Genomic DNA, 22,428 nt, shown 5'->3' with positions numbered 1-22,428 from the left:
GGTGTGCTAGAAATTAACCGATTGCACTTTGCCTTCGGTTTTCTGATGCCAACATATTCTCGTTCCGGCTGTCCCATAAATCTCGCAACCGAGGTCGTCGGTGATCGCTGGAGCATGATTGTCCTGCGCGACATCATTTTTGGAGAACGCAGGACATTCCGGGATATTCTAACCAACTCCCTTGAAGGGATCGCCAGCAACATTCTCGCCGACAGACTTCGAAAGCTTGTCGAAAACGGCATGCTCACGGCTGCCGCCGATCCGCATCACAAGCAACGAACCATCTACAGTTTGACAGAGAAATCCATTGCACTGCTTCCAGCGCTGGTAGCGCTGGGCGCCTGGGCGCGGATGTTTCTCTCGGTATCTCCTGAATTGGCAATAAGAAACCAAGTCCTCGAAGAGGGGGGGGTGGCTCTGCAAAATGCCTTTATGGACGAACTGCGTACCCAGCATCTGGGCGCTTCGGCCCCCGAAGATAATCAAGCGATCTCAGAAAAATTACGAGCCGCCCATGCGGCTTTTGATGCTGCTTCCCGCAAACCCTGAAAGGAAAGACAAATGCCCAAATTCGTTACCATCGGATATGGCGACCAGGCCGGATACGACAGGACAGCTAGCACAGTCAGGGATGCTGCCCACGCCCAGGATCAAAAACTTCGCGCCGAGGGAGCGCTTATCGGAATAGCGGGTGCACCTGTTCAGGTCAGGAACCACGATGCGAAAGGTGTTGATGTCGTTGAAGGTGCCTTCATGACGACTAGTCTGCCGATTGCCGGCTTCGCCGTGATCGAAGCGGCCGATCTTGACGAAGCGATCCAAAAGGTCTCGCAGGTCCCTTGCGCGGTTGCCCATGGTGTCGTTGAGGTTTGGCCATTGCGATAGTGGGATAGACGAAGCCAAGCGCCAGAGATCGCGGCGTACGGTATTTCCCAGTAATTTTCGGATTTTTCCTGTTTGTCGCGGATCAGCAGATGCCAGAAATTGCCAATCTTATTGCTTTTGCTTTTATAGCGCTGGGAATGGTCCTGACACCGGGACCAAACATGGTCTACCTCATTTCCCGATCTATCTCCCAAGGGCGCTTGGCAGGATTGATTTCGCTTGGCGGGGTCGCGCTGGGCTTTGTATTCTATATGCTTTGCGCAGCATTCGGTATCACCGCCTTAGTCATGGCGGTGCCATTTGCCTACGACACATTGCGATTTGCCGGGGCTCTATACCTGCTCTACCTCGCGTGGCAGGCGGTCAAACCTGGAGGGCGCTCGGCATTCGAGGTGCGCGAACTTCCTAAAGACAGTCCACGCAAGCTGTTCATGATGGGGTTCCTGACCAACCTCCTGAACCCCAAGATTGCCGTTATGTACCTATCGCTGCTGCCGCAGTTCATCGACCCCGCCGCAGGTAGCGTTCTGTCTCAATCGATCGCTCTGGGATTGACCCAGATTATGGTCAGTGTGAGCGTAAATGCGCTGATCGCTATTGCCGCCGGTACGATAGCTATGTTTCTCACTTCTCGGCCGACCTGGATCGTTGTGCAGCGTTGGTTGATGGGAACGGTACTGGCTGCACTGGCTCTAAGGATGGCTACAGAAGCGCGGCGTTAAACTCGGCGCCCACAGTCAACCATCCATACTCCATCGCATCCATCCCCACTGCACTTGCTCATAGCTTATGGTAACAACCCCGGCTTGTTACGGGAGTGCCGCCAGCGCATAGGCGCAAATGCGGCACGCTACAGTCCACCGACTGCCCTCCATGGTTCGCCTAATCCGGGGGCCTTCAGCGCCCCGGAATCCACACCGAACCAAGGAGGATTCCATGTGCGCAGAGCGCCACCGCGCCCGCAAAGGGCGACCGCGACACCCGGCCCCCGAAGCACTTCCCGACGATCTGTTCGACTACGCCGACGATCCCGCACAGGAAGGCCGGGCACGAGCTGCCGACGCGCCGCTTCTCGGCCCGAACGGACAGAGCATGCGCGTCACCGACGACTGGCCCGAGGATGTGCCTGTCACCGACGCCGAGATTGACGTGTTCGAACGTTGGTTTGGCGACGTGTTTGACGAACTCTTGAATCCGCGAAAGCCGGATGATGTTTTGCATTTCCTATCAGATATTGATAGGAAAAAGACATGAGCGTGGATCGTGATCCGGGCCTCGACACGCTTCTGGACCTTGATGGACAGATGCTCTTTGTCGATCCCGAGGGCGGCCATTGGGTGAAGTTCGTCGTAACCCGCGTTCCGGCATCGCCGGAAAAGCCGCACGGCCTCGATTATTCGCTTACGCTTCACGGGCCTTCGGGCGAGCGGCTGGTCGGCCTCGATAACGCCCATCCGGTCGGGCGGGGCAAGAGGGGCGAGCCGATGGACCATCGGCACCGCCTCCAAACTGTGAAGCCCTACGCCTACGAGGATGCGGCCACTTTGCTGGCCGACTTCTGGCAGGCGGTTGACGCAGTGTTGAAGGAGCGAGGTTCCCTATGACCACATTGAAAGTCGGGATTGCCGACTACGAAGAAATGAAGGCCCGCACCATGCGGATTGCCAAGGGCGAGGAAAAGCCCGCGCCCGGCGACCCCAAGGTGTGGTTCACCTCGACCGAATCCTTTGCCAAGGTGCTGTCGGCCAGGAACCGCGAGTTGCTGCGCGTCATCGCCGAGAAAGCCCCGGCGTCGCTGGAGGAACTGGCGGAAATCACCGGCCGGGCCGGCTCCAATCTCTCACGCACCCTGAAAACCATGGAGAGCTATGGCCTCGTGAGGCTTGAGCTGGGGCATGGGCGTAAACTCGCGCCCAAGGTCGTGCATGACCGGGTGGAGCTGGCGTTGCCCCTGATCGACCGCCCCAAGGCGAAGAAGGCTATAGGAGGCCGACCATGAACATGCACAGCCCAACCGCTACCGCCCGCGCCGCGCTCTATCTGCGCGTCTCCACTGCCCGGCAGGCCGAGCATGACATTTCCATTCCCGATCAGAAGCGGCAGGGCGAAGCCTATTGCGAGCAACGCGGCTACCAACTCGTTGAAACCTATGTCGAGCCGGGCGCAACCGCCACCAACGACAAGCGCCCCGAGTTCCAGCGCATGATCGAAGCTGGCACGTCCAAGCCCGCGCCCTTCGATATTGTCGTGGTGCATAGCTTCTCGCGCTTCTTCCGCGATCATTTCGAGATGGAGTTCTACGTCCGGAAGCTGGCGAAGAACGGCATCAAGTTGGTGTCTATCACGCAGGAAATGGGGGATGACCCCATGCACCAGATGATGCGGCAGATCATGGCGCTGTTCGACGAGTATCAGTCGAAGGAGAACGCCAAGCACGTCCGGCGCAATGGGCGTCAAGGCTATTGCCACTTATCTCAACGAGCGCAACTTCTTCACCCGTGACGGTGGCAAATGGGGGCTGGCGCAAATCCACGCCATCCTGACCCGGACCACCTATATCGGCGAACACAGGTTCAACACACGCTCGCATAAAAACCGGGAGAAGAAGCCGGAGAGCGAGGTCGCCATCATGACGGTGCCTCCCTTGATCGAGCGCGATATATTCGACGCTGTGCAAGCGCGTTTGAAGTCGCGTGATCCTTTGGTGACGCCGGCACGGATCTCCAGCGGTCCCACGCTGCTGACGGGCATTTGCTTCTGCGCAAAGTGCGGAGGTGCCATGACGCTACGCACTGGAAAGGGAAGCGCTGGGCAAACATACCGATACTACACCTGCTCGACCAAGGCGCAGCAGGGCAACACCGGCTGCAAGGGTCGAGCGATTCCGATGGGCAAGCTGGCCCATCTCGTCGCCGATCATATTGGAGATCGCTTGCTCCAGCCCAAGCGGCTGGAATCCATCCTTTCCAGCGTCATCGACCGGCGTCAGGAGCGTGTCGAGCGTCGCCGAGCGCATCTGGCAGAGCTTAACAGACGAATCACAGAGACTGACCAACGGATCGGCCGTCTGTTTGACGCCATCGAAGGTGGAATGATCGACAAGTACGACGCTATGGCGAAAGAGCGCATGGCAAGTCTCAAGGCATTGCGTGACCAAGCCACCGCCGACGTCGAGCGAACGCAGCTCGCCCTCAATAGCTCAGGTAGTCAGGGTGTCACGCCCGACATGCTCAAGGCCCTCGCCTGTAAGGCGCGTGAACGGATACGGCTCGACAATGGCGGATATCATCGCGACCACCTTCGCGCCCTGGCGCAGCGGGTCGAGGTTGCTGACGATGAGGTTCGTATCATGGGATCAAAGTCAGAACTTCTGCGAACGCTGGTCGCCGCTTCCAGCGTAGAAACGGCGGCGTTCGGCGTTCAGAGTTCTGTACTAAAATGGCGCACCCGACAGGATTCGAACCTGTGACCTCTGCCTTCGGAGGGCAGCACTCTATCCAGCTGAGCTACGGGTGCATGCGGTAAACCGCAATGCGCTGCACGACCCGGAAGCCAGTGCAGATGAAAACTCTCCTAGCCGATAGTTCGTTCATCGGCAAGCACGATACCAAACTTCTCATCCCGAAAAGCACTCTCTCGTGAAACAATAAGTCACACAATTTGGTTGTCCATGCTTGACGATGCCGCTCGTATGGGAAAGGAACTAACCGTGGCGTGCATCCAGCCTGCGGCAAAATTCCCTGGCCCGGGCATAAGCAATTCGGCAGATGCAGCCACCCTTAAAAGCACGGGAGAATTTCATGCCGATTACCGGCGAAAACCTGATTGATGGCAAAGCCATCCACGGCACAAACGGCGAAGTTCGCGCCTTTAACCCAAACACCGGTGAAACGCTGGAGCCAGCTTTTGGCGGTGCAACGCAAGCCGATCTGGATCGTGCCTGCGCTCTGGCCTCAGAAGCCTTTGACGATTATCGCAACCGGCCCCTGGAAGAGCGCGCAGCATTTCTGGAAGCGATTGCCGACAACATTATGGCGCTTGGCGACGAGCTGGTAGACCGTTGCGTGGCCGAAAGCGGCCTCATGCGCGGGCGCGTGGAAGGCGAGCGTGGCCGCACCGTGGGCCAGCTTCGCTTCTTTGCGCAAATCGTCCGTAAGGGCGACTTTTTGCGCGTTGTCAAAGATGCCGCAGACGAAGACCGCAAGCCCGCACGCAAGCCAGAGCTGAAAGCCCGCATGGTTGGTTTGGGTCCGGTTGCAGTGTTTTCGGCCTCCAACTTTCCCCTGGCCTTCTCGATTGCGGGCGGCGATACCGCATCTGCACTGGCTGCTGGTTGCCCGGTTATAGCCAAGGCGCACTCCGCACATCTCGGCACCTCCGAGTTGATCGGCCGCGCAGTACAGAAGGCTGTGGCCGATGCAGGTCTGCCATCCGGCACCTTTGCGCTGCTGTTTGATACCGGCCGCAAAGTTGGTCAGGGCCTGGTTGCAGATTCGCGAATCAAAGCCGTCGGCTTTACCGGATCTCGCGGCGGCGGCACCGCCTTCATGAAGATTGCACAGGAGCGGGCCGAGCCAATTCCGGTTTACGCCGAAATGAGCTCAATCAATCCGGTTCTTCTGTTGCAGGGCGCATTGTCTGAACGCGCAGAGAAAATCGGCGCGGCATTTGCGCAGTCTGTCACGCTGGGCGCTGGTCAGTTCTGCACCAATCCTGGCCTGTTGCTGGCAGTCGCAGGCGATGACCTGACGCGGTTTGAAAAATCTGCTGCCGAAGAGCTGGCCAAGCTGCCCGCACAAACCATGCTGACCGCCGGAATTCACAAATCCTACGAAGAGGGCGTTTCACGGCTTGAAAACCATGCCGCTGTCACCACCCTGGCGCACGGTCAGGCCGGGCAGAACTGCCAGGGGCAGGCTGCGCTGTTTACGGTGTCGGGGCAGGAGTTTCTGTCGGATCCGGCTTTGCACGAAGAGGTCTTCGGCGCCGCATCCCTGCTGGTTCGCTGTCAGAACATGGCCGAGTTGCAGACCATCCTTGAAAAGCTGGAAGGCCAGCTAACCATTGCGGTTCACCTGGCTGATTCCGATTCAGAGAGTGTTCGGTCGTTGTTGCCGCTTATGGAACGCCGTGCGGGCCGCTTGCTCGTCAATGGGTTTGGCACTGGTGTCGAGGTTTCCACCGCTATGGTTCATGGCGGACCGTTCCCCGCCACCTCCGATGGTCGGTCCACCTCGGTCGGCGCTCTGGCCATTGACCGGTTCCTGCGTCCGGTTTCCTACCAGGACTTCCCCGCAGCCCTGCTGCCCGCTGAGCTGCGCGATCTCTGAATGCGCTGTTCCGGTGGTCTGGCGGCAAGTTTGCTGCCGGGCCACCAAAGCCGTTGCGCCATTTGCCGCAACATGAGCGCTCTGGCGCTTGCGCGCTTCCGACTGCGAACGCATGCGCTTGCCGCTGCGAAGCTCGCGCGAAACTCGTTCATAAAAAGCATTGCCGCCGGCAATCGCCACATAATTCATGTTGGGATAGCCGAATGACAGCCCGGCGGTGTGAAAAAACATCGCATCGCCCACCAACGCATGCCGTTCGCCAACAAGAACCCGCTCTGCATTGCGCTCGGCGCGCGCTTTGTCTTCGGTCATTTTCCGCGTGAGAACACCTTGGGCGAACTGGTTTTTCTGCCCGACAACCTCGCAGACAGATTGCGGATAGTTGCCTGAATTAACCCGGTTCATCACCACGGTGCCAACTGCAAGCATGCCTTCGTCACTGGATCGGTTGGACTCAAAATACATGGCGCGAGCCATGCATTCCTTTTCCGCCGGATCGACCTTTGGCTCAGGAGCCAATGCCGCCATATCTGTTGACTGACAACCCGCAAGCGCCCCCACCCCCAGAAGCAACATTGCTGCCAGAATGGCGCGCGAAACAGTCTGCGAAAATAGCATTGATAACCGTGAAGCTGTTTGTCCCGTTACAGCGTTTATGTTCCAGATAAGGCAAGATAAGGGCAAGGCTGCTGCGGCGCTTGCGCGCAGGATGATGTGGCTGATGATAACGGATATTATCGTGTGTCTGACGATACTTGATTGGAGACAAAATCAATCTGCCTTATAGCATCACGCGGATTGGAGAATGCTATGTTTGCGACCATGGATGGCCCGTTTGAAATGCTCATGATTCGGGCTGTATTGGCTGCCGCAATGGGCTGTCTTCTGGCCGTTTCGCCCGCGCAGGCACAGGAAATCGGCACCATACAGCAGCTCTATGAAGGACGCCTGCTGCCCGATATGCAGGTGAGAACATTTCGGGATGCCGACAAGCTGGCAAATGTGGCTGTTTCACGTGCGGAAGGGCCTGTGCGGATGTTTCTGCCATCCTCCCGATCACTGGATGGTCTGGTCATACCGTCCGGCGGCAAGAATTATGACCTTTACGACTATATGTCGATGAACCGGGTAGCCGGCCTCCTGGTCCTTAAAGATGGGCAAACTGCCTTTGAGGATTATGAGCTCGGCAATGATGAAACCGCACGCTGGATGTCCATGTCAGTCACGGCATCGATAACATCGGTTCTTGTCGGCGCGGCAATTCATGACGGGGCCATTGGAAGCATAGACGATCGGCTGGACAAGTATCTGCCGCAGCTTGAAACCACGGCCTATGAGGGTGTCACCATTCGTCAGGCGCTTCTGATGTCGTCTGGTGTCAAATGGAATGAGCGCTATTCCGACCCGGCGTCTGAACATCGCTTGTTGCTGGATGCGCAGGAAGCCGAAAACAGGCAGCAAATCGATGATTTGTTTTCAGGGCTGGAACGTGCAGGTGATCCGGGAACCTTGTGGAACTATTCAACCGGCGAAGCTTATCTTCTCGCATCCGTAGTTACGGCCGCAACTGGCACGAGGCTTTCAGACTATCTGTCTGAAAAGATCTGGCGGCGAGCCGGCATGGAAAGTGATGCCGTTTGGTGGCTGGATTCCGCAGATGGGCAGGAGCTTGGGGGAACCGGCTTTTCCGCGCGGTTGCGGGATTTTGCCCGATTGGGCCAGTTCATTCTTGAAGACGGCGTGATCGATGGTGAGCGTATTTTGCCGGAGGGCTGGGTCAGAGCCGGCGGCACATCACACGAGATCGGTGGAAGACAGGTCGACTTTGGTTACATGTGGTGGCCGGTTGCGCAAAATGAGGGTTTTGAGCAGGACGGAGCCTTCGCTGCAATTGGTGATTTTGGCCAGTATATCTACATCAATCCCCGGCGCAGGGTAGTGATTGCCATGTGGGGTGCGCAATCAAAACCGGAAGGTTCCTGGCCAATTGATGAGAATAACTTTCTTGAGGCAGTCTCTCGCAAGCTCGATTGAAAACTGAGCGTTGACATTATTTTTTCGCTCGCCATTCTCGTACAAATTCCGAGGGGTGCGCGCAGATTCGTCCGCGAGCTGAGATGATGATTGTCAAACCCTTGAACCTGATCCGGGTCATTCCGGCGTAGGAACGGAGGTTGCCGTGTGGCGTCGCCGTTATGACTTGTTCAGACGGCCAGATCCTGCGGTTGCTTTTTTCAGCCACGGTCAATCCGGCTCCAGTCATGTGTGGAGTGTGTAATGACGTTCATTGCGTTGACCATTGCCGGTTCGGACAGTTCCGGTGGTGCTGGAATTCAGGCCGATCTGAAGACCTTTTCCGCAATGGAAGTCTACGGGGCCAGCGTCATAACCGCAATCACAGCGCAGAACACGCTCAGCGTCAAAGCCATTGAGAATGTTTCACCGGCGATGATTGCCGCGCAAATTGATATGGTTCTCAACGATCTGGACGTTAAAAGCATCAAAATAGGCATGGTGTCGTGCAAGGATTCCATTGTTGCAATAGCTGACCGGCTGGAAGCGCACCGGCGCCGCATCATTCTTGACCCTGTCATGGTGGCAACATCGGGCGACAAGCTGCTGGAAGACAGGGCAATCACGGCTTTGATGACGCGGTTGTTGCCGCTGGCCGACCTTGTAACGCCCAACATTGCGGAAGCGGCCTTGCTTTCGGGCATGCCCAGGGCAAAAAGCTTTGCCGAAATGGAAGAGCAAGCCAGCATTATCCTGCATTATGGTCCAAGAGCAGTGCTGATGAAGGGTGGCCATTCAGCAGAGAAAGACAGCACCGATATATTGTTCACTGCCGGTGGCCAGCCGAGATTCTATTCCGCCCCACGCCTTGATACCAAAAACAATCATGGCACTGGCTGTTCTCTTTCCGCGGCAATTGCCGCGCAGGTGGCAATAGGCGAAGACATGCCGGAGGCGGTTGCCACGGCCAAAGCCTATCTGCACGGCGCACTTGAGGCAGCCGACCAGCTCAGGATCGGCTCCGGCAACGGGCCTGTGCACCATTTTTACAAGTGGTGGCCGGCCTGACACGCCATCCTAAAGCGTCACATAGGTTCCCAACTCGACGACGCGATTGACCGGAATGCGAAAATAATCGATCGCATCATAGGAAAAGCGCGACATCTTTTTGAAGAGCAAGCCCTGCCAACGCGGCATTCCGCTTCTTTCGGCCAACCTTATGGACCGGCGACCGACAAAGAACGTCGTGGACATGACATCGAACTTCATTCCCAGTTCTTTTAACTGGACAAGGGCCTTGATCAGATCAGGTTCTTCGAGAAACCCATAATTCAGGGTGATGCGGCTGAATGAGGGTGAAATCGCCTCATAGACCATGCGATCCGCATCTTGAACAAATGGAGAGTTTGCGGTTTTGACGGTTACAATCACGTTGCTGTCGTGCAGCACGCGGTTGTGTTTCAAATTGTGCAAAAGAGCCGATGGAATAATTTCCGGCGTGCCGGTCAGGTACATGGCTGTTCCGGGCACCCGTGTGACCGATGTTGAGCCCGCCATATTCTGAATGAATGTGTCGAGTGGCAGGCTTTCGCGCCTGGCTTTTTCGGTCAGGACACGGGTTCCGCGGACCCATGTGACCATCAGAAGCACGATGAAAGCGCCGATGACCAACGGCAGGTAGCCGCCATCGCCAAGCTTCAGAAGATTGGCCGCAAGAAAGGCCGTATCGATGATCAGGAAAGGGGTCACGACGATGATGGACAGGCTCAGGCCCCATTTCCAGCCATAGGCAAAAACCACAATTGCCAGCAGACTGGTCACAATCATCGTACCGGTTACCGCGATACCATAGGCGGCCGCCAGCGATGACGAATCCTGAAAATACAGGATCAGCATGACAACGCCCGCCAGCATGAGCCAGTTGACGGTCGGAATGTAAATCTGCCCGTGCTCGGTTTCAGATGTGTGCTCGATTTGAAGACGTGGAAGCAACCCAAGTTGTATGGCCTGCCGGGTCAGCGAAAATGCCCCTGTAATGACTGCCTGTCCGGCAATGATGGTTGCCGCGGTTGCCAGAAGAACAAGCGGCAGGCGAGCCCATTCGGGAGCCGACAGAAAGAACAGGTTGGGCAGGGCGCTTGGGTCCATCAGCGCAAAGGCACCCTGGCCCAGATAGTTCAGAAGCAATGCGGGACCAACGAAGCCAAGCCACGCCAACCTTATGGGCCGCCGGCCAAAATGCCCCATATCAGCATAAAGCGCCTCTGCGCCGGTGACCGAGAGGAACACGGAGCCCAGAACAGTAAAGCCGATAATGCCGTGGCTGCTCATGAACCACAGGCCATGAACAGGGTTGATAGCCGCAAGAATTTGCGGTGCGTCGCCAATGTGCATCAGACCCAGCAAGGCAAGGCTGACAAACCATATGGCCATGACTGGGCCGAAGAAAACAGCGACCCGGCCGGTGCCAGAACTTTGCACGGCATACAGCACGACGATGATGGTGATGGAGATCGGCACAATGAACGGGTCAAGAGAGGGCAGCGTAACTTTGAGACCCTCCACCGCCGAAAGCACAGACACGGCGGGAGTCAGGATCGCATCGCCATAGAACAGCGCGGCGCCGACCATGCCAAGCGCCAGCACCACTCGGCTGGGGCGCCGCAAGGCTTTCTGCGCCAGTGCCATCAACGACAGGGCGCCGCCTTCGCCGTCATTGTCCGCCCGTAAAATCAAAACCACATATTTTACTGTGACGACAAACAGAAGAGACCACACAAGCAGTGAAACTATGCCGATAATCTCAGCTTCTGAAGGCGTATGTCCGACATGCAGAAGCGACTCTTTCATGGCGTAGAGCGGGCTGGTGCCGATGTCGCCATACACAATGCCGATGCTGCCCAATGTGGTGGCCGCCAGACCTTTTTTGTGCACGGCGGCTGCTGATCGGCTTCTGGCGGCAGGATTTTTGCGCATGCTGGCATGCGTAGCTGCATTTAATTTCGGCATAGCCGATAACCTTCACGGAAAAACTGGTGCAAATTCTGCAAAGCTTGCCGCTTTGGAACTGCGAGGAAAAAGGAGGATGCCGACTCTGCAAACCGGGAGCAAGCGCTGCGTTCTACGCAGGGGCCTGTGATGTTTAACGGCAATGCAGCTTCGGTGGATTGTTCAGAACACCGCAATGTCAGCCGATCTATACGGCCTGTGGTCGCTCCCTTTCGATCCCGTTCAGCTTCATCAGTTTCTTAATCGGCTGCGCCAAGCATGGCTATTCGGTATCGATAAACGTTTCACTGTTGAGACCGCGCTGGCTTTGGATGTGCTTCACCCGCATTCGGCTCATTTCGCATCTCTAATCCCATTCAAAACCGCGCGCAAGCACAAGATCAACCGCGCGAGTGCACCTGGCACAAACGCCGCAGATCAACCCTGCAAATATTCCTGAAGCATGACCAGCGAATAGGTCATTGCCGCTGCAAACAGCAGCAGGCTGAACCAGATAAGTTGAACCATAACCTGCGACAGAACCCATTTGCGCCAGCGGCATATGCCCCAGATTATGATAAGGATCTGATAGGCCGCCGGATAAAGGAACAGCGCGGCCATTCCCACATTGTATCCTTGCGAAGGGCCGTCACCCTGGATCGCCGAAGCTCCCATAATCCACGGCAGCAGCAAAAGGGCCGCCGCAATCGCCACCGTCAACGGGATGCCATGCACAATTGTCACGCGCAAAAGTTTCAAAACTGTCTCTCATGATTTGACTGTTGAGGAAAAGCAGGACCTTGCGGCAATGTCACCAGATATCAATATCCATCAGCGTTTTGGGATTATCTTCGCCGTCAAAGCTGGCATCAACCGCGAAATACATGATTTCAAATTTGCCCTGCTTGTAACCCCATTTCGTCACTGAATAGGCGTCACCCAGCCCGCGCCATTTGTTGCGTTCCGTCACAGAGCGAGTGCTGGAATCAAAAGTGGCATTCACCACTTCACGCAGGTTTTCCGTTCCGGTGATGATAATGTCGTCCACGATGGTGCTTTCGGTCTCGTCTTCATAGACCACTTTGATCTGAGGCGAGGGGAAGAAAGGCTCTGTAACCTTTCCGTGCTGGTCGGAAAGCAAAAATACCGAAGTCATATTATAAGCGCCGATCCGGCATGGAAATTCAATCATCAGCGCCTGCCGGGCGGCGGTTTCTTCTCCGACCTGCAACTCAAAATGCGCGGGCTGGAGGTCTGCATTATCCAGAGCCTGGCAACCTTCAGGAAGGTTTTCCTTATGAAAAAGGATGGCCCGTTCGATTGCGTCAGCCTGCCAATTGCCTTCCTGTGCCGTGCCGGGAAAGACCAGAAGCCCGGTCAGGACAAGCATCATTATCAAACGCATGGTGAATTTCCTTTGTCGTTTCGAACTTATGACGTTGGCAAGGACGAAGAGCTTAGCCTCTGTCTGACATCAACAGTTCTCCACCTTTAGTTTTGTGACCACCCAAGGTTGCGGCATTCGCCTTCGTCCTATCATTATGAACAAAAGGAACGAGCTGATGAAACGACTTCTGTTTTCCGTTTTCATGGCAATGGTAGCAGTTTCTGCGGCACCGGCGCAGGAAAACGCCGACTACTCGAAATTGACCAATGCACAAATTGAGACGCAGGCCGCCGACTTGCATCCTGCGGCGTTTTACATATTGGCGTCACGACTGCTGGCTGAGGGTCGGGGGCAGGAAGCTGCCAACTGGATGTATGCCGGCCAATTGCGTTATCGCTTTCTGATAACGGCCGGTGGGGAGGCCGCGCAGAACGAGTCTGTGCTTTTCAGCGCCCTTTCCGAACAGGTCGGCCGCCCGGTCAATGAGTATATTGCCGGCAATGTCGACGAATGGCTTGCTGCTATGGACTGGGCATTGGCCTGGGACGCAGACAATCCGAACGGCTTCACCTCCAAGAGCCAGCATGCGGCAGCGTTGAATGAGGTTCGTGCCGGGCTGGGGAAGTTGCGCGCCAATGTTGAGGCAGAGCGTGACAACATTCCGGGGCAGCGCGAGGCCAATGGTCTCGAAAACCGCTGAAGGAGGTTGATATGAATCATTTTGCAAAAGGGATGATCTGGCTTTTCCTTGGCGTTGGGGTTGTTCCGGCGCTGTCTTCCGAGGCGGTTCGCCCCAACGAGCCCCTGCGGGTGGGCAAAACCAACATCCATTGCGTCAAGGAGCCGTGCCCCTGGCTCGGCGTTGTGCAAGCGGGCGCAACAAGCAATGGACCGGCAGGGCTTCTCTGGTCGAGCCAGACTTTGCCAGAGCTTGTCGCCAACCCCGAAGATGCGCAAAACCTCTCTGCCGCGTGGGCCGACGGCCAATGTGTGCTGATCACCGGTCGGCTGGAAAATTCGGTTCTCCACGTCGGAGAGATCGTTGGAAATTGCCCCTGATGATCCGCCTGCACGCATTACTGATCCTGTCTGGCCTTCTGCTGACACCAGTGCTGGCTGACGACGCGTCGGACTTGAATCGTGCTTTGGAGCAAGCGGTGACCGGCGCCGTGCTGGCCGATGCCTATATGAGGGCCTGCGACCAATATGATCCCGATAGTGCGACCTTGCGCCGCGATGCCATGGCCGGATGGTCGCATCGCGTTGATCTGGCGGGCTATCAGCGATTTCTGGAAGGTGCAGCCTCGAGCCTTCCTGACCTCTCTGGTGATATTGAACGACAGGCAGTACCAGCCCGACAGGCCGTTGCCTCGGAAGTTTCGAAGGACATTTCAATCTGTTCGGATTTCAGTACCCGGCTGCGCGAAGATGCCTACGATATTGCGCGTCCGATCAGGAACCTGCTTCGCCTGGCAGACAGGTTCGGCATTGAGGTGGCGGATGCTCCGGCTCTCCCGCAAATTGATTCGGTTGAGCTCATGCCGCTGATTGCGCTTTCTGCGCAACTGGCAGGGAAGATGGACGAAATAGGCTCCAAAGCTGGTGCAGAACAAAACCGCGACCTGCGTGCAGCGCGCGAGGAGCATGCAATGCAGTGGCTGCAACAGCGGCCTGCCGTGGCCGTTCTGGGCCGCATTACAAAGAAAGACGAATTGCGGGAATGGCGCGGCGATCGGCAGTCTGCCTTTGCTGCACGGTGCCTGTCATTCGCCGAAGATGCGCACGAAGACGAAATGGAGCGTGATGTTGGTGGCAACCGCGTGCTTGTCGGCGAAGTCAGATGGTTGCGCGATGATGCTGAAGGCGGAACGCTGGGCCTGAGAGGTTGCCGCATCTTCGTCCATGATCCTTCAACTGTTGAGCTGTCCAGCATGGAGGATGAGAGCGCTGGCGTGGTTCTGCGGCCTCCTGAATATGAGGAAGCTTTCGCCGGTGCTGGCAAAGGAATTGCGGAAAAAGACATTGACCGGGTGCTCTATGACGGCCGGTTTGAAAATCGGCTTGATGGCTTCGGCAATGGCTACACGGACCGTCAGGAAAGCATCTATGTGCTTCTGCGCGATGGCACCGCTTATCGACATGAATGGAATTTTGCTTTCACCGACCTGAACGTCGAGCTTTCCCGTCAGCGAGAGCCCGGAAAATGGTTCAGCTGGTCCGAAAGCAGCGGCTCACTCAAGCTCACAACCGCTGGTGGAGTGGATGCAGGAGGTGAGATTGACCTGTCAGAGGCTCGTGGATTGATGCCTGTACCCCCGGGCCAGACATGGGATCAGACATACTACTATCTCAATGTCGGCATGGGCGGAGTCCGCCGCGACAGAGATTATGCGTTCGCATCCAACGGGCAGCTTGTCCACAAGCGCGGCGGCTTTGTCGCCGGAAACTTTGGCGTTAACTACATCATTGTTGCCGGCGAACCTGACATTGCGACATCCCGCTATAGTTTTGATGGCTACACGCTGTTGATTGATGGGCCAGACGGGCAGGAAAGGCATTTCGCCGCCATTTTCGAAGATGATGCTGCCAGCGCACCGGAAGAAATCATCATCGACGGGCAGGTTCACTGGATGCGCAAGGACGATGAATAAAGCGGCGGTTGCATCGACACCAAGGTTCGGGGCCTTTCGCCCGTCTCATGATTCAGAATGAATTAAAACCTGAAGGGAACGCCCCTGTGAGCCTGTCAATCAAAATCCTTGCTCTCGCTTTACCATTCATGGCGGCAATAACGCTTGCTCATGCGCAGACAGACGTTGTTGAAAGACTTAACGTGCCAGGGCCAATCCAGTTTGATGGCAAGGACTTTGCCCTTGCCTGGACCTCGGCGCCAACCGAGGGCTATTTCAAACAGGAATATGTGCCTGCCGGGCAAGTTGTCGAAACATTCACCGACATGTTTCTGGTGGAGGTGGCCACCCGCCCCTTGCGCCCCATAGATGCCGCTGGCGGCCAGATCCAGAGTTTGCAGGCCCGGAAACAAACCGACCCTGTCGTCAATTATGATATTCTGCACAACGAAAACAGCGGCGAAGTCCTGCTCGATTTTGTGCTGAGCGACCTCAAGGCCGATCCAATTTTCGTCGAATGGAACGCTTATCGTTATGTCGAGCAGCCAGACGGTGAAGGGGTCGTGCTCTATGGCATCAGCCGCCGCGGCTATGGTGATGACGGTGCCAAAGCGCTTCTGGAAAGTCTGAAAACGATCCGCTCACCGACCATTCTTGCGCTTTCAAGTGCTGAGCTGCCGCCAGTCAGCGTGAAAGATTGATGCGAATGTGCAAGACGCCCAGGGCATTTCTGGCCGGGTTCGCTGCACTTTTTGTTGCCAATGCTGCACAGCCCGCTCTGGCATTGCTTGCAGTGCAGAACGACAGCCAGCAATCTCGGGCCCAATTGCAGAAACATCAAAACCCAACTGCGAATGGGCCTGAGAATTTCTTGGAAGCAAGCGGCAGTGAGCGCAGTCTTTTTCCTCACCTGATTGGCCTTCGCCAGACAATGGTTCACACTATCGACAGAGCGGCGGCCTTCGCGTCCACTTTTCCAGATCTGCCGCCAGAACTGGTGAGTGCCTGGGAGCGCGCCATCCGCGCTACATTTGATCCAGAGACAATGGTTGCGCATGCCATAACGCTCTTCGCGAGCGAAATGACGAGGGCAGAGGAACAAGAGGTTATCGCGTTTTTTCAGACAGACGTTGGAAAACGGCTGAAAAATGCGCGGCAGGCTTTTCGTGAACGTCCGGTCGAGACGCCTGAAGGGGCGTTGCTGCGGGAAGAGGCTATGGCTCAGTCCGATCCCACGCGTCACGCCTACTACGCCAAACTTGGCGCAATTATCCAGGGCGAGCCTGATATTGCCAGAATCCGGTTCCTCTCTGCTGCCCTGTGGCAGGCGATTCATGGAGAAACGGCAAGTGACGCTGATATCGAAACCCTTACAGCCACCGTTGCTTTGCCAGACAGCGGCACGATCTTCGCGATGCAATTGCTTCCTGAAATGACGGACGGTGACCTTGCTGCCATACTCGATTTCTTCCAGAGCACAGCCGGGCATCAATTGGCGCAAATCGAAGCAGGGATGTCACTTTCCGCACTTGAAGCACAGAAGGAAGAGCTTTCGAAGCATGTGGAACGTGAAGCCAACCTGACGCGATAATGGCCGCGCACAATGGTTTTCCGGCCAAAAGTCTGCCGCTGCCAGCAGTCTAGTTTCCATGATCCGCATCATATTGCGCGCGAAGGCTGTTGCGCAGCTCGATGAAGCTGGCTCGTATTTTGCCCAGCAGGTCTGAATGGTCCGTTTTGGATGTCACCAGATTTTCTGAAGCTTCGTCCCACTGCAATGCCCAGTCAATGGCTTCAATTCTGGCGCGCGGATCCTTGGCTATGAATGCTTCAACCTGCCGGCCAATCTGATTGTCGATTGCCAGAAATGAGGCGTACTCAGTCTCAGGCCGACCATTTCCTGCTTGCAGCAAGAAAAGATAGCGCAGGCGCCCCGCATACATCCAACCAGCGGCAGCTTGTCCATTGCCTTCTGCGAGCAGCCGGCCTGCCAGCACGTAAAGCGCGCCGGGGTTCAGCCCTGTGGCGCTGGTTTCGATTTCAGAATTGCTCTTTGCAGCAATGTCCGGTTCATCCAGCGCCATAGCGGCATTCATTAAGCTCAAGGCCAGGACCAGACCCAGAATGGTGCGTTTCATGATCTCTTGCTGTAGCGATCGAGAAGGCCTGTCAGCGGGCTGTGCAGCAGGTTGCCTCCAAGACGCGGCGGTGGCGTGTAGCTGAAGTCAAACGCATAGCGCCCATCGCGTTCAATGGTCAGGTCAACGATGGTCCAGGGCTCTTTGCCCTCAGCGGTCATCGCTTCACGCAATTCAAGAAGTTTTGCCTTGGTGTTCATGCTGAGACGGAAGCCATGCTCTTCAAGATCACCACCGGGTTTCCTGGCCAGAACCTCGGCCTGCGTGCTGGATCTTCGTCCTTCCTCAATCAGAACCTCATGGTTCACTGCAATATGAACCCACTCCCGGTCTTCCCACTCTCCATCTTGAAGATCGGTGATGTTGGAAACAACGCTTTTCACAATCTCGTCCTGCAGGACGGCAGCGGCGGGTTTTGATGACTTGCCGAAACCGGCAAACAGGCGCTTGAACATGATCGTTTGTTCCTTGTCGTTATGACGGGCTCCATGGGCAATGTTGCCAGCCGCACCAGGTGTACCGAGGAGCAGGTCGAATGCAGAACCATAAATGACGGTAACCTGTTGATGATTGTACAACCCTTTATGGTTTCCAGTTATAAGACGCGCTTGAAGATGAAATCTTTGGTGGCTGCTTGAAGGTTCCGGATCAACACTTTCCGGCTGCAGCGTTGTTTGTAAACTTTGCGTATTGGCATGGCGGGAATGAACGAGCAGAAACCCGGGGACGGCATTCTGGCCAGTGGCCTTGAACGAAGGAAAATTGAAGCGCTGTTGCGGGATGCCGAACCGAAGCGCATGGCAGCCCTTTCGGCCAGCATAAACCTGGTTGCCGCTGTTGCATTGGTTTTCGGCGGTAAAGCGCTGCTGGACGGAAGGCTGGTTCAGGTTTCGATTGCGGTGGTGATTGCCATGGTTCTGTGGCGCACTTGCAACCGCCTCTGGCGCAGCCTTGCCATTGCTGCAATTGCGCCCGCTATCGGCCAGAACTGGGGACAAACCGGTTTTTCAAGCGGTTGGGGTGCCGTGCCAGTCGAAACGCGGATTGGCGACCTGTTCAGCAATGAGGGTGGCGCGCGTTTTACTGCCTGGCAAAGCCAGGGTGTGTATCGCGGGATCTCTTACCGGCTGCGCGAGAATACAATCTGGTACAAGCGACGATATCACCAGCGGCGCACGGTTACGCACACTCTGCAAATCGAAATTTCGGTGCCGCAGCCGTTTTCAGGCAGCATCGAGATATGCCCGGCGTTGGGTTTTATGGGCAAGGTGGATGACGTGCTGCGTGATCTGATGCAGGAGAACAAGCGGAAAATACCTCTCGATCCGACGTTTGATGCTGTCTTTGACACAATCGCCAGTGCCGGGGCCCCGGCGGACAAACTGCTGACGCCGGAATTTCGTCGTGCAATGCTGGCGTTGGCGGCGCGGCATCCGCGATTGCACCTTGAGGGCAAATTCGAGCACGGCTGGTTCAGCTTGCGCCTGCCTGTGCCGCATCTGGTCTTTTCATCCGCCAGCTTGCGCAAGCCGCTGCCTGAAATGGTGGAGGACGCCGACAGGCTGTGGTGGGATCTGACCGTTCCGCACCGCCTGATTGAAGGGCTGGCGGGCGAGCATGATGGCCCTTTGCGCTAGATCATGCTGCACCCTTGAAGGTTCAGGCCACAGCCCTCAATGATTGATAGGTGCCTTCGATACGAAAAATCAGATCACCAACAGCGTCAGTGTCCGAAGGTGTGAATTCAGCGTCCCGCGTTGGCAGCAGGATCGAGCTTTCCACACCCAGGTCGCGCAACTGAAAAGGGGTGCCGTGGCCGTATTCCAGATGGCCACGGCCGATGATGCCAATCACCAGATGGTTCTGAAGTTCCGCAAGCGTTTCAGCAATGCGACAAGCAAAAGCGCGGTCCCATGTCTGCTGCGCGCGCACGAAGCGGTCGAATTCCGGGGCATCAGGGGAGGCGGGGCGACCAGCCACGTTGCGCGGGCCGGCTAGTCCGAACAGATAACGCCTGTAGGCATCCGTGGCGGGTTTGGCCGGCGTAATGCCTTCTCGCTCGACGTCTCCGATGGCTTCCCATCCGAGTTTGCCGACATTGGACACCAGCGGGCGTTCGCAGTTCAGCGCCCGCATTGGAACGCGGAACTGCCGGCAGAAATGGAACAGCGGCCAATAAAGCTCGGCGGGAAAGCCCCAGACTTTGCCCCAGCCAGACTGCTCCAGGAATTCTTCGGGCGAAAGCCTGTCTGCCACCCAAAGATCCAGCACGGGTTGCACGCGCCTGGGAAACATTTCAAAGCCCAAGGCAATGTTTTTGCCAAGGGCCAGCAAGCCGGCTGCCACGTGAAGCTGCCAGCGATGCACAGCGGCGTCATCGTGAGTTTCTCCCAGCAGTATTGCTGGTTGGCAGGCCGCTTTTCGCAAAGCTTCCTCATGCGGCACCACATGGGCGCCAGGCACATCGATCCATGATGCCTTCGGATGGACGATGCTTGATGTCACAGCGTGGTTCCATCTGCACCCAGAGCCGAAAGGGCGGATGCGCTGCCTCGGATGGAAAGGCCGATAGGCTCACCCTCTGCGTTCAGCGCTACAAGGCGCGATGCATCATTGTCCCAGTTCCAGCGTGCCACTGAACCGCCTCGCAAATGCAGATGAAAGCTCTCTGTCATGACATTGGCAAAGCCCATTCCATCGCTCACCCGCTCAACAATTCCTTCCCATGTCTGCGTAAATCCGGGGCGTTCAAGCCGCAGTTCAACGGGCTCACCGGATTGGCGAATGGTGTCCAGAACCAAAAACCCCGGATCATCCTTTGCCAGTTCACGGCGTTCCGGCCTTGCCGGTTCCACACCGTCAGTCAGTGGTTCAGCAGGCACAGCCGAAAAAGCCCGATCAAAACCGTCTCGCCCGTCGAGTGCCACAATGCTGAACACCGGCTCTCCGCTTGAATTCAGGAAATCCAGGCGCGGCATTGCCTTCTCGCCCATTGCAGCGCTGAAATCCGCCGTAATGCTGTTCACCTGAGCCAGGTCCACAACGGCACTGTGCGCCGGACCCTCAAGCCTGGCCCGACCGTCTGCGATCGTTACATTGTTCACGCTGCCGATGCGCTCATGGGTTGCGCCGTTATGTTTGCCGATTGCCATCAGGCGGCCAATCCCGGTTGTCAGCGGTATGATGGTGCTTGCGTCAGCATTCAGTTTGCGGCGGTCTTTCTGGGTAGGTGTCTGCACAATCTGCCTTTCGTTTTATCTTGAATCTCAGGGTGCCATGAAGGCACCAGTGTCAGGAAACGCTCTCGCTTGTCAGCGCAGTGAGATGTTTTTCAGGTAGCTTGGTTGGTTGCGGGCCCGGTTGCCACAGCATGTCCCGCTTTTGCTGAAACTGCATAAGGTCGATGGATCGCAGTTCCGAAAATCCGGGAGGCTGGCGATGGGCAATCATGATGAAGGTCGTGTCTGGCAATTCCTGCCGCAACCGGCAAAGCAGCTTGTGTTCGCCAGTGGCATCCAGCGCACTGGTTGCTTCGTCCAGTATGGCGAACCGTGGGCGATGCAGCAGCAGCCGGGCAAGGGCAAGGCGCTGCGTTTCGCCGCCGGAAAGCGTTTCTACCTGCAAAGGTCTGTTGCCCACGCCGTGTTCCAGCCCGACAATGCCCAATGCCCTGATCACCGCGCCAGGGCCAAAATCTTCCGGCCGACCAGGATAGACTGCAGCCTCCATGAGGGAGCCGGACGGAACATAGGGCCGCTGCGGCAGGAACATGATGCTATCGGCCGGGCGCGCCAACTGGCCATCAACATAGGGCCAGAAGCCGGAGATTGCTTTCAGCAGAGTGGTTTTGCCAATGCCGGATTCCCCACGGATCCAGGTATCTTCCCCATGGCGCAGGGTCAGAGCAGGAAGTGACAGCAGCGGCACATCCGTAGGGCTGCGCAATTGCAGATCAGTCAGTTCCACTCGATCTTCGGCATGCGAAGTCTGCACGGTTCCGGGTTTTGTGTGAAATGCCGTAGCCGCCTGCAGAAAATTGTCCAGGCGTGCTCCGGTTGCCGCCAGCTCTGCAAGATCGCGATAGGAAAAGATAAACCACGAAAGAGTTGTAACAACATTGGAAAACGCCATGCCAATCTGCATGAGGCCGCCAAAGTCCAGACTGCCAGCCAGATAGCCGGGCATCGCCACAAAAAGCGGTATGCGCAGGACGCTGTGCTGGAACGGGTAGGTGAAGGACTGGAGGATCGTCTCGCGGTTGACGAGGCGGCGCCAGTTGACGGCTACGTCTTCAAAGCGCGCATCAAACTGACGGCGTTCGGCAGCCTCGCCATCAGACAGTGCTATGGAATCGAAGTGACCACGCCAGCGCGCCAGAGCAAATCGAAAATTGGCCTCCCGGTGCTGCTGCTCGGCCAGAACAGGCTTGAGGCGCCGACCAAGCAGATGGGTCGCGATGCTGCTGATTGCAGCATAAAGAAATGCCGCCCAGACCATGTAGTGGGGAATTTCAATCGCCAGGCCAACAGGAGCCAGCGACAAGGCAAAGTTGGAAAGCGCCCACAACAACGCAACATAGGAGAACAGCCCGACAATGCTCTGTATCAAATCCAGCAATTCGCCAAGAAGGCCGCTGACGAACAGGCGGCAATCCTCTGCGATGCGCTGGTCCGGATTGTCGATCGCATAGTCTGGACTGTTGGCAAGATGCCAGTAGGCCTTGTTGCGGGTCCACACATCCAGAGCATGGTCTGTCAGCACTCTGCGCCAGCGAAACTCGAGGTGCTTGCGCATATATTCCGAAATCAGATGGCGGACGGAATTCAGACCCACAATCACGGCAAATATGCCGATCTGATGCAGAATTTCCGGGCCATTCACTGCCTGCACGGCCGAGTAGAATTCGCCTGTCCACTGAATCAGGCGCAACGAGGCGTATATGGAGCCGAGTTTCAGGCAGAGGACGACCCCGAAGATAACGAGGCCGATCCGCCCGGCAGGCGTTGAGATGCAGATGCGGATAAGCCGCATGAACTGCCGGGCAAGTCTGGCCATGG

25 protein-coding genes, 1 tRNA gene, 1 pseudogene and 1 riboswitch are annotated in these 22,428 nt (G+C 56.7%); of the genes and pseudogenes, 17 read left to right on the top strand and 10 right to left on the bottom strand.

Annotation, left to right across the window (positions count from 1 at the left end; genetic code table 11):
• Positions 1 to 45: 45 nt before the first annotated feature.
• The 8 genes from FPY71_RS17710 to FPY71_RS17680 all read left to right on the top strand — a co-directional run bounded on the left by FPY71_RS17710 (position 46) and on the right by FPY71_RS17680 (position 4,354).
• On the top strand, positions 46 to 549 hold the full coding sequence (locus tag FPY71_RS17710; protein WP_149301801.1) for a winged helix-turn-helix transcriptional regulator: 504 nt from the start codon (positions 46 to 48) through the stop codon (positions 547 to 549).
• Positions 550 to 561: 12 nt separating this feature from the next.
• Complete coding sequence (locus FPY71_RS17705) at positions 562 to 885, top strand: YciI family protein (protein ID WP_149301675.1); 324 nt, start codon at positions 562 to 564, stop codon at positions 883 to 885.
• A gap of 89 nt (positions 886 to 974) precedes the next feature.
• Positions 975 to 1,607 (top strand): LysE family translocator, encoded by a 633-nt coding sequence (locus FPY71_RS17700; protein ID WP_149301674.1) that lies wholly within the window; start codon positions 975 to 977, stop codon positions 1,605 to 1,607.
• Between the two features lie 214 nt (positions 1,608 to 1,821).
• Positions 1,822 to 2,139, top strand: coding sequence for a hypothetical protein (locus FPY71_RS17695; RefSeq protein WP_149301673.1), 318 nt, complete (start codon positions 1,822 to 1,824; stop codon positions 2,137 to 2,139).
• Positions 2,136 to 2,489: a toxin-antitoxin system TumE family protein gene (locus tag FPY71_RS17690; protein WP_149301672.1), complete on the top strand. Its 354-nt coding sequence runs from the start codon at positions 2,136 to 2,138 to the stop codon at positions 2,487 to 2,489. The genes FPY71_RS17695 and FPY71_RS17690 overlap by 4 nt, the downstream gene beginning before the upstream one ends.
• A complete protein-coding gene (locus FPY71_RS17685) occupies positions 2,486 to 2,884 on the top strand; it encodes an HVO_A0114 family putative DNA-binding protein (RefSeq protein ID WP_149301671.1) in 399 nt (132 codons plus the stop codon). Before FPY71_RS17690 ends, FPY71_RS17685 begins: the two co-directional genes overlap by 4 nt.
• The gene (locus tag FPY71_RS18725) at positions 2,881 to 3,387 is read left to right on the top strand and encodes a recombinase family protein (RefSeq protein ID WP_246160711.1); all 507 of its coding nucleotides are present in this window, start codon (positions 2,881 to 2,883) and stop codon (positions 3,385 to 3,387) included. Before FPY71_RS17685 ends, FPY71_RS18725 begins: the two co-directional genes overlap by 4 nt.
• Positions 3,332 to 4,354: a recombinase family protein gene (locus FPY71_RS17680; protein ID WP_246160709.1), complete on the top strand. Its 1,023-nt coding sequence runs from the start codon at positions 3,332 to 3,334 to the stop codon at positions 4,352 to 4,354. The genes FPY71_RS18725 and FPY71_RS17680 overlap by 56 nt, the downstream gene beginning before the upstream one ends.
• Here FPY71_RS17680 and FPY71_RS17675 read toward each other — a convergent pair.
• Positions 4,325 to 4,401: transfer RNA gene (locus FPY71_RS17675), tRNA-Arg, on the bottom strand. The two genes, FPY71_RS17680 and FPY71_RS17675, sit on opposite strands and share 30 nt — an antisense overlap.
• 284 nt (positions 4,402 to 4,685) lie before the next feature.
• Here FPY71_RS17675 and FPY71_RS17670 point away from each other — a divergent pair.
• Positions 4,686 to 6,215 carry an aldehyde dehydrogenase (NADP(+)) gene (locus FPY71_RS17670; protein ID WP_149301670.1) on the top strand — a complete coding sequence of 510 codons (1,530 nt, stop codon included), beginning with the start codon at positions 4,686 to 4,688 and terminating at the stop codon, positions 6,213 to 6,215.
• A 162-nt stretch (positions 6,216 to 6,377) separates the two neighbouring features.
• On the opposite strand, the pseudogene FPY71_RS17665 reads toward FPY71_RS17670, so the two are convergent.
• A pseudogene (locus tag FPY71_RS17665) lies at positions 6,378 to 6,644 on the bottom strand (cell wall hydrolase); the annotation flags it as partial.
• 381 nt (positions 6,645 to 7,025) lie between these two features.
• On the opposite strand from FPY71_RS17665, the gene FPY71_RS17660 reads away from it, so the two are divergent.
• The gene (locus tag FPY71_RS17660; protein ID WP_149301669.1) at positions 7,026 to 8,249 is read left to right on the top strand and encodes a serine hydrolase; all 1,224 of its coding nucleotides are present in this window, start codon (positions 7,026 to 7,028) and stop codon (positions 8,247 to 8,249) included.
• A 41-nt stretch (positions 8,250 to 8,290) separates the two neighbouring features.
• Positions 8,291 to 8,400: riboswitch (TPP riboswitch) on the top strand.
• A 92-nt stretch (positions 8,401 to 8,492) separates the two neighbouring features.
• Complete coding sequence (gene thiD / locus FPY71_RS17655; protein ID WP_149301668.1) at positions 8,493 to 9,296, top strand: bifunctional hydroxymethylpyrimidine kinase/phosphomethylpyrimidine kinase; 804 nt, start codon at positions 8,493 to 8,495, stop codon at positions 9,294 to 9,296.
• A 9-nt stretch (positions 9,297 to 9,305) separates the two neighbouring features.
• On the opposite strand, the gene FPY71_RS17650 is transcribed toward thiD, so the two are convergent.
• The 3 genes from FPY71_RS17650 to FPY71_RS17640 form a co-directional block, all read right to left on the bottom strand.
• A complete protein-coding gene (locus FPY71_RS17650; RefSeq protein WP_149301800.1) occupies positions 9,306 to 11,204 on the bottom strand; it encodes a potassium transporter Kup in 1,899 nt (632 codons plus the stop codon).
• A gap of 450 nt (positions 11,205 to 11,654) precedes the next feature.
• Positions 11,655 to 11,975 carry a hypothetical protein gene (locus FPY71_RS17645; protein WP_149301667.1) on the bottom strand — a complete coding sequence of 107 codons (321 nt, stop codon included), beginning with the start codon at positions 11,973 to 11,975 and terminating at the stop codon, positions 11,655 to 11,657.
• A gap of 52 nt (positions 11,976 to 12,027) precedes the next feature.
• Complete coding sequence (locus tag FPY71_RS17640; RefSeq protein WP_149301666.1) at positions 12,028 to 12,621, bottom strand: DUF1176 domain-containing protein; 594 nt, start codon at positions 12,619 to 12,621, stop codon at positions 12,028 to 12,030.
• 157 nt (positions 12,622 to 12,778) lie between these two features.
• Between FPY71_RS17640 and FPY71_RS17635 the strand changes: the two genes are divergently transcribed.
• The 5 genes from FPY71_RS17635 (at position 12,779) to FPY71_RS17615 (ending at position 16,824) form a co-directional block, all read left to right on the top strand.
• Positions 12,779 to 13,303, top strand: coding sequence for a hypothetical protein (locus FPY71_RS17635; protein WP_149301665.1), 525 nt, complete (start codon positions 12,779 to 12,781; stop codon positions 13,301 to 13,303).
• An 11-nt stretch (positions 13,304 to 13,314) separates the two neighbouring features.
• A complete protein-coding gene (locus FPY71_RS17630; protein ID WP_149301664.1) occupies positions 13,315 to 13,662 on the top strand; it encodes a hypothetical protein in 348 nt (115 codons plus the stop codon).
• Positions 13,662 to 15,254: a hypothetical protein gene (locus FPY71_RS17625; RefSeq protein ID WP_149301663.1), complete on the top strand. Its 1,593-nt coding sequence runs from the start codon at positions 13,662 to 13,664 to the stop codon at positions 15,252 to 15,254. The genes FPY71_RS17630 and FPY71_RS17625 overlap by 1 nt, the downstream gene beginning before the upstream one ends.
• Positions 15,255 to 15,340: 86 nt before the next feature.
• A complete protein-coding gene (locus FPY71_RS17620; protein ID WP_246160707.1) occupies positions 15,341 to 15,934 on the top strand; it encodes a hypothetical protein in 594 nt (197 codons plus the stop codon).
• Positions 15,934 to 16,824: a DUF2059 domain-containing protein gene (locus tag FPY71_RS17615; RefSeq protein ID WP_149301661.1), complete on the top strand. Its 891-nt coding sequence runs from the start codon at positions 15,934 to 15,936 to the stop codon at positions 16,822 to 16,824. The genes FPY71_RS17620 and FPY71_RS17615 overlap by 1 nt, the downstream gene beginning before the upstream one ends.
• 49 nt (positions 16,825 to 16,873) lie before the next feature.
• On the opposite strand, the gene FPY71_RS17610 is transcribed toward FPY71_RS17615, so the two are convergent.
• Both FPY71_RS17610 and FPY71_RS17605 read right to left on the bottom strand, forming a co-directional pair.
• Positions 16,874 to 17,371 (bottom strand): hypothetical protein, encoded by a 498-nt coding sequence (locus FPY71_RS17610; protein ID WP_149301660.1) that lies wholly within the window; start codon positions 17,369 to 17,371, stop codon positions 16,874 to 16,876.
• Entirely contained in the window at positions 17,368 to 17,826 is a 459-nt protein-coding gene (locus FPY71_RS17605) for an antitoxin YezG family protein (RefSeq protein ID WP_149301659.1), read from the bottom strand. The genes FPY71_RS17610 and FPY71_RS17605 overlap by 4 nt, the downstream gene beginning before the upstream one ends.
• A gap of 249 nt (positions 17,827 to 18,075) precedes the next feature.
• Between FPY71_RS17605 and FPY71_RS17600 the strand changes: the two genes are divergently transcribed.
• Positions 18,076 to 19,008 (top strand): hypothetical protein, encoded by a 933-nt coding sequence (locus FPY71_RS17600; RefSeq protein ID WP_149301658.1) that lies wholly within the window; start codon positions 18,076 to 18,078, stop codon positions 19,006 to 19,008.
• A 22-nt stretch (positions 19,009 to 19,030) separates the two neighbouring features.
• Here FPY71_RS17600 and FPY71_RS17595 read toward each other — a convergent pair whose 3' ends face one another.
• The 3 genes from FPY71_RS17595 to FPY71_RS17585 are packed head-to-tail and all read right to left on the bottom strand — an operon-like array spanning position 19,031 to position 22,426.
• Positions 19,031 to 19,876 (bottom strand): ChaN family lipoprotein, encoded by an 846-nt coding sequence (locus tag FPY71_RS17595; protein WP_149301657.1) that lies wholly within the window; start codon positions 19,874 to 19,876, stop codon positions 19,031 to 19,033.
• Positions 19,873 to 20,610: a hypothetical protein gene (locus tag FPY71_RS17590; RefSeq protein WP_149301656.1), complete on the bottom strand. Its 738-nt coding sequence runs from the start codon at positions 20,608 to 20,610 to the stop codon at positions 19,873 to 19,875. The genes FPY71_RS17595 and FPY71_RS17590 overlap by 4 nt, the downstream gene beginning before the upstream one ends.
• Positions 20,611 to 20,662: 52 nt before the next feature.
• A complete protein-coding gene (locus FPY71_RS17585; RefSeq protein ID WP_149301655.1) occupies positions 20,663 to 22,426 on the bottom strand; it encodes an ABC transporter ATP-binding protein/permease in 1,764 nt (587 codons plus the stop codon).
• Positions 22,427 to 22,428: the final 2 nt, after the last annotated feature.

The organism is Aureimonas fodinaquatilis, assembly GCF_008369445.1.
Lineage (GTDB): Bacteria > Pseudomonadota > Alphaproteobacteria > Rhizobiales > Rhizobiaceae > Aureimonas > Aureimonas fodinaquatilis.
The sequence above is the reverse complement of the archived record's forward strand: the minus strand, read 5'-3'. Positions and strand labels throughout refer to the sequence as shown.